At 65.6% G+C, this 6,328-nt stretch carries 8 protein-coding genes; 5 read left to right on the forward strand and 3 right to left on the reverse strand.

What is annotated here, in order from left to right:
- Positions 1-77: 77 nt before the first annotated feature.
- Both QW868_RS05200 and QW868_RS05205 read left to right on the forward strand, forming a co-directional pair.
- Complete coding sequence (locus QW868_RS05200) at positions 78-494, forward strand: DUF6455 family protein (RefSeq protein ID WP_315740675.1); 417 nt, start codon at positions 78-80, stop codon at positions 492-494.
- Between the two features lie 34 nt (positions 495-528).
- A complete protein-coding gene (locus QW868_RS05205; protein ID WP_315781693.1) occupies positions 529-900 on the forward strand; it encodes a cytochrome c in 372 nt (123 codons plus the stop codon).
- 4 nt (positions 901-904) lie between these two features.
- On the opposite strand, the gene QW868_RS05210 is transcribed toward QW868_RS05205, so the two are convergent.
- Positions 905-1,783, reverse strand: a complete 879-nt coding sequence (locus tag QW868_RS05210) for a CoA ester lyase (protein ID WP_315740673.1) — start codon at positions 1,781-1,783, stop codon at positions 905-907.
- A 101-nt stretch (positions 1,784-1,884) separates the two neighbouring features.
- On the opposite strand from QW868_RS05210, the gene QW868_RS05215 reads away from it, so the two are divergent.
- A complete protein-coding gene (locus QW868_RS05215; protein WP_315797896.1) occupies positions 1,885-2,529 on the forward strand; it encodes a carbonic anhydrase in 645 nt (214 codons plus the stop codon).
- A 66-nt stretch (positions 2,530-2,595) separates the two neighbouring features.
- Here the strand turns inward: QW868_RS05215 and QW868_RS05220 are convergent, their stop codons facing one another.
- Together QW868_RS05220 and QW868_RS05225 are read right to left on the reverse strand one after the other, a co-directional pair.
- Positions 2,596-3,138: a TIGR00645 family protein gene (locus QW868_RS05220; RefSeq protein ID WP_315740671.1), complete on the reverse strand. Its 543-nt coding sequence runs from the start codon at positions 3,136-3,138 to the stop codon at positions 2,596-2,598.
- Between the two features lie 48 nt (positions 3,139-3,186).
- Positions 3,187-4,221: an aspartate-semialdehyde dehydrogenase gene (locus QW868_RS05225; RefSeq protein WP_315740740.1), complete on the reverse strand. Its 1,035-nt coding sequence runs from the start codon at positions 4,219-4,221 to the stop codon at positions 3,187-3,189.
- 114 nt (positions 4,222-4,335) lie between these two features.
- On the opposite strand from QW868_RS05225, the gene QW868_RS05230 reads away from it, so the two are divergent.
- Both QW868_RS05230 and QW868_RS05235 read left to right on the forward strand, forming a co-directional pair.
- Complete coding sequence (locus tag QW868_RS05230; protein ID WP_316230072.1) at positions 4,336-5,139, forward strand: hypothetical protein; 804 nt, start codon at positions 4,336-4,338, stop codon at positions 5,137-5,139.
- Between the two features lie 228 nt (positions 5,140-5,367).
- Complete coding sequence (locus QW868_RS05235) at positions 5,368-5,751, forward strand: hypothetical protein (protein ID WP_315740669.1); 384 nt, start codon at positions 5,368-5,370, stop codon at positions 5,749-5,751.
- Positions 5,752-6,328 lie beyond the last annotated feature (577 nt).

Genomic DNA, 6,328 nt, shown 5'->3' on the forward strand with positions numbered 1-6,328 from the left:
CGATTCGCTGCTTGATCTACCGCAACGTCCGCGCGTCCACCCGGTGATTGATTGCGAACAATCATCGGAGACGTGTCATGACCGTAGACGCCAAGCCCTATCCGCGGGTTCAGTTCCTGATCGATACGTTCGCGCAATGGCTCCGGCACCGGCGTGAGCTGAGCGAGATCCGGCAGCTGGACCGCGACGATTTCGAGCGCATCGCGATGGACCTGCAGGTCACACCGGCGGATCTCGACGAGCTGGTCCGTCACGGCGAGCACGCCGCCGACGAGCTGCCCCGGATGCTGAAGGCGCTCGGCATCGACGAAGCCTCGCTGGGGCGCGCCGAGCCGCTGGTGCTGCGCGACATGGAGCGCGTCTGCGCCATGTGCAAGGACAAGCCGCGCTGCCATCGCGATCTTGCCGCCGGCACGAGCGCCGAGCACTATGAGGAGTACTGCCTCAACGCCCCGACCATCGACCGCCTGGGCACCGCCGCGGTCAAGCACTGATCGCCGTCTCCCTCCCACTGAGCGAAGCAACGCGATGAGCCTGCCCAAACTGTACCGCAACACCTGGCTCCATGTCGGCGTCGCGATCCTGCTCGCGCTCGGCGCGATGCTGCTGATCCGGCTGCACAATGCCGGCGGCGTGACGCCCGCGGCCGACAGCGTGCAGGCCGGCCGCAAGCTGGCGGAGGCCTGGTGCAGCACCTGCCACGCCATCGACACGAGCGGCGCGCGAAGCCAGACCACGACCGCCCCCGACTTTGTGGCCGTCGCCAACATGCCCTCGACCACCGAGCTGTCGCTCAAGGTGTTCCTGCAAAGCAGCCACCCGACGATGCCCAACGTCATCCTGACCGCCGAGCAGCGCGGCGACTTGGTCAACTACATCCTCAGTCTCCGCCGCATCTGACGCCTCACTTCGCCACAGCCGCGATCGCATCGGCGATCGCGATCGTGCGCCGCGCCATCTCGGCATGCAGCCGCTCGACCATGCGGCCGTCGATCTGGATCGCGCCGCGCGAAGCATTCTCCGGCAGCTCGAACGCGGCAATGATCTTGCGTGCCGCGGCGACCTCGTCGGCCGGCGGCGTGAAGATCGCGTTGCAGGCATCGATCTGGCCGGGATGGATCAGCGTCTTGCCGTCGAAGCCGAGATCGCGGGCCTGGATGCATTCCTGCGCGAAGCCGTCGGTGTTGGCGAAGTCGCTGTAAGGCCCGTCCAGAATCTCGAGCCCATGAGCCCGCGTCGCCAGGATGCAGTGGCTGATCATCGGCAGCATCGTGGAGCGGCCCGGCAGCATGCGGATGCGGGTCTCGCGCGAGATGTCATTGGGCCCGAACACGAAGCCGGCGAGCCGCGAGCCCGGCTCGTGCACCGTGGCCGCGAGCAGATCGGCATCGAGCACGGCGCGCGCCGTCTCGATCATGGCCCAGACCTTCAGCGCCGGATCTGCCCCGACCTCGGCCAGACGATCCGTGACCAGACGAAGGTCCTCGACGGTCGACACCTTGGGAACGAGGATGCCGTCGGTCGCCGCTTGTCCCGCCATGGCGACGTCGTCGCTCCACCACGCCGTATCCAGGCTGTTGATACGGATCAGCAGTTCCCGCTTGCCGTAGCCATCGGCCGCCACCGCCTTGGCGATCTGGTCGCGGGCGGCGGCCTTGGCATCCGGCGCCACCGAATCCTCGAGATCGAGGATCAGCCCGTCGGCCGGCAGGTTCCGCCCCTTCTCCAGCGCACGCGCATTGGAGCCGGGCATGAACAGGAGACTGCGGCGCGGGCGGATCATTTCGGCGTTTCCCTTGGTTTATCGACGCGGCCCGCGATACCATTTCGGGAGCCAGGCCGAAAGGCTTGTTCCCGGAAGGCGCATGTGTTTAGGCAAGGTCCATGATCTCGTTTCCGCAACGCCTGCTCGAAGGCTATCGCGCCTTCGCCACCCAACGCCTGCCGACCGAACAGAGCCGTTACCTCGAGCTCTCGGAGCGCGGCCAGTCGCCCGAAGTCATGGTGATCGGCTGCTGCGACTCGCGCGTCTCGCCCGAGGTGATCTTCGACGTCGGCCCCGGCGAATTGTTCGTGCTGCGCAACATCGCCAATCTGGTGCCGATCTATCAGCCCGACGCCAACGCGCACGGCGTGTCGGCGGCGCTGGAATACGCCGTCACCGTGCTGAAGGTGAAGCACATCGTCATCCTGGGCCATGCCCAATGCGGCGGCATCCGCGCCTTCGTCGACAAGGCGGCGCCGTTGTCGCCCGGCGATTTCATCGGCCGCTGGATGTCGATGTTCATCAAGCCCGGCGAGATCGTCGAGCAGCGCACGCATGAGAGTTTCCAGGACTTCGTCACCCGGATCGAGAAGGCCGCGGTGTTCCGTAGCCTCGAGAACCTGATGACGTTCCCCTTCGTCCGCAGCCGGGTCGAGGCCGGCGACCTGCAGCTCCATGGGGCCTATTTCGGCGTCGCCGAGGGCTCGCTGTTCGTGCTCGACAAGGCGGCCAAGGAATTCAAGAGCGCGCGCGCTGGCGAATAGCGAATGGGAAGTAGCGAGGAGTTCATCGGCCCTATTCGCCATTCGCTCCTCGCTATTCGTCCCTGTTCAATGATCACCCGACCAGCGGTCCGACAGCGCGAGCATCACCGTCGACACCACGAAAGTCATGTGCACGCCGACCAGCCAGGCGAGCTTGGTCGAGTCGTAGCCGGCGTCGAGATTCATGAACGCCTTCAACAGCTGGATCGCCGAGATCGCGACGATCGAGGCGAGCAGCTTCTGCTTCAGCCCGGCGAAGTCGACCTTGGTCATCCATTCCGGCCAGTCCGGATGGCCGCCGGGATCGATGCGCGAGACGAAGTTCTCGTAGCCCGAGAACACCACGATCAGCACGAGATTGCCGGTCAGGCAGACGTCGATCAGGCTGAGCACGCCGAGGATGATGTCGCTTTCCTTGGCGGTGGGCAGATGAATGACGCTCTCCCACAGCAGCAACACGAACTTGAACAAGAGCACCGCGAGGCTGATGACGAGGCCGACATAGAACGGCGCCATCAGCCAGCGGCTCTTGAACAGGAAGCCTTCGAGGCCGCGCTCGACCGGACCCGGGACGTGCTTGGCGGCTTCCGGCGTGGTCTTCTCGCTCATCGTGTCCCGCGCCCCCGCCCCGAAGACGTTGCGTGTTGACCGAGTCCGTTACGCCGCCTTCTTCTTCGCGGTGATCAGCTTGCGGTTGATCAGCACCTCGGCGATCTGGATCGCGTTCAGCGCCGCGCCCTTGCGCAGGTTGTCGGACACGCACCAGAAGGCGAGACCGTTCTCGACCGTGCCGTCCTCGCGGATGCGGCTGATATAGGTCGCGTCCTCGCCGGCCGCCTCGTAGGGCGTCACGTAGCCGCCCGGCTCGTGCTTGTCGATGACGAGGCAGCCCGGCGCGTTGCGCAGGATGTTGCGGGCCTCATCCGCCGTGATCGGATTCTCGAACTCGACATTGACGGCTTCGGAGTGGCCGACGAACACCGGCACGCGCACGCAGGTCGCGGTCAGCTTGATCTTCGGATCCAAGATCTTCTTGGTCTCCATCATCATCTTCCACTCTTCCTTGGTGAAGCCGTCTTCCATGAAGACGTCGATCTGCGGAATGACGTTGAAGGCGATGCGCTTGGGGAACTTCTTATTGACCAGCTCGTCATTGGTGTAGACGGCCTTGGTCTGCGAGAACAATTCGTCCATCGCATCCTTGCCGGCACCGGACACCGACTGATAGGTCGACACCACGACGCGCGTGATCTTCGCCTTGTCGTGCAGCGGCTTCAGCGCGACGACGAGCTGCGCCGTCGAGCAGTTCGGGTTGGCGATGATGTTCTTCTTGTTGAAGCCGGCGGCGGCGTCGGCATTCACCTCCGGCACGATCAGCGGCACGTCGGGATCCATGCGCCAGGCCGACGAGTTGTCGATCACGACCGCGCCGGCGGCGCCGATCTTGGGCGACCACTCCTTCGACACCGAACCACCGGCCGACATCAGGCAGATGTCGACATCGGCAAAATCGTAGTGCTCGAGCGCTTTGACCTTCAGGGTGCGGTCGCCATAGGACACCTCGACGCCGACGCTGCGGCGTGACGCCAGCGCCACGACCTCGTCCGCCGGAAACTGGCGCTCATCGAGAATATTGAGCATTTCCCGTCCGACATTGCCGGTCGCGCCGACCACTGCGACTTTGTAACCCATCATTCACTCTCCGAAGAAATATGGCCGATCGCGCAACCAGGCGGAAACGGAAGCGGCAGCGCTTCTATGCGAGAAACGTCCCTGACACAACGTTACCACGATGTCTCGCATTCGATGCAGTCCGATTCGGCCAGAACAGCCGCAGCGCCCCGATCCGCGTCCGTCCTGCAGGGGCTCCAGAGCTTCGCGGACGAGGTCTGCGGCACATTTGCGCGCCTGTTCGCCTATGTGGGGGCTCTGGCGCTGATCGCCATGCTCGGCGTGGCCGGCTGGAACCATCTCGACGGCGGCGATGACACGTCGCCCGGCCGCGCCGGCTGGACCTTGGCCGACGCCGCAGTGCCGGCGTTCTCGCTCCGTCTCACCGACCAGCCCGACAGGACCGCCACCTACACCGTGCTCATCCACCCCGAAGGCGGCCGCAAGGACGTGTTGCGCTGGGGCGAACCCGCCGATCGCCCCGCTGCCGAGCTCGAGATCTACCGGTTCGGACCGGAGCGCGATGCAAGGCGTGATCCCCGGGCCGATCTGGCGATCCGGATGGGGCGCAACTCCGCGTCCGAGCTCGAGACCGCCGGCGTGATCGACAGCCGGTTCGGACCGGTCAGCCTGGTGCGGCGGGCCGGCGCTTCCGAGGGATCCGGCGCCTGCCTCGGCTTTCTCAAGACCATCGCCGAGCCGAGCTTGCGGATCTCCGGCTGGTCGTGCCAGGGCGTGACGATGCCGGCGCGCCGCGCCATGGTCGGCTGCATGCTCAACCGGCTGACCCTGCTGGCGCCCGACCAGAACCGGGCCCTGAGCCAGCTTTTCATGGGGACCGATCAGCGGCGCGGCGGCTGCGACGAACCCGCCGTCGCCAGCGGCAGCGGCGATTGGGTGACTTCGACCGCCAATCCGAGGCTGCGCGGCGCCTTGTGAATGTCTGCCTGCGTCCGGATGTTGCTGGGCGCGACCGCATCCTATTCGACCCGTCAAACCCACGGGCAAGTGACGGATATTGATGCAACTTTCCCGCCACAGCAGGGATTTATCTTGCCCCTCGCCGCGGGAATGACCTTGTGATGTCACAGCCGACCCAGATATTGTGCGGGCCAAATCATGCGCATGGCGAGCGCCCGCCCCTTTTGGCGCGAGGAAGAGGACGTGATGATCGAATTTCCTGCTGCGACCCGGGTCATGGCCTTGGCGGTGATCGCCGCGACGGGCCTTGCCGTCACGTCTCTTGCCGCCACCTCGGCGGATGCCGCCACCACCAAGCGCCGTGCCGTTGCCGTCACCAACAACGGCAATCCGAACTATTCCTACCAGTCCGGCCCGCGCACCCGCATCTACATCACCCGCCGCTCGTTCCTCGACGGCGGCACCGAGGTGCTTCCGGGCGACCGCAAGTTCTCGGACTATGCGTTCCCGCCGGCTGTCGGCTACCCGTCGTTCGCGCGCGAGAATCTGAACCGGCCGATCGACCGCCAGCCGCTGATGGCGCCGTCCGATCTCGGCGGCTACCCGACCCGGATTCCGATCCCCTACTGAGGGCGGCCGCATCGTCAGATCATCAAGGCCGGGCCCCGCCCGGCTTTTTGCTGTTTTGCCGCGCTGACGTTCCATCGCGTCGTCATCGATCATGAGCTGGTCACTGCTCGATTTCGAACGTGTGAGACGACCGTTCGGAGACATGGCTGACACATCGCTACACGCCGATGGAGGCCAGCCTGCTCCCACCCCTCAGTGTCATCCCGGCGAACGCCGGGATCCATAACCACCGGCCGGCATGACCGCCCGGTCTCATCGCTCCAGCGTGCCTCACACCCATGTCGGGGAGTCTGGGTCCCGTCGTTCGCCGGGACGACACCGGAATTTTCGGCACGACTGGTCATCCTCGCACCCGCTTTCGCGTCCGAGTCTTTGCTCGTCTGATCGCCCTCTCCTTGCAGAGGGCGCAGGGAAGGCCGGGCCTCGGCTGAGGCCCGTGGCCCCCGTGCGGGAAAAATGCACGGGGCAGGAACCACAGGTACAGCCGGACCGACCCGGCCTTCCCCGCGCGATGGTCTTCACGGTAGAGTCGAGGAAGGGCGCGGTGGCTTGGGCCATTCGGCAACGCCCCGTTTCC

This window comes from Bradyrhizobium sp. SZCCHNR1051 (assembly GCF_032489615.1).
In the GTDB taxonomy this organism is placed as follows: domain Bacteria; phylum Pseudomonadota; class Alphaproteobacteria; order Rhizobiales; family Xanthobacteraceae; genus Bradyrhizobium.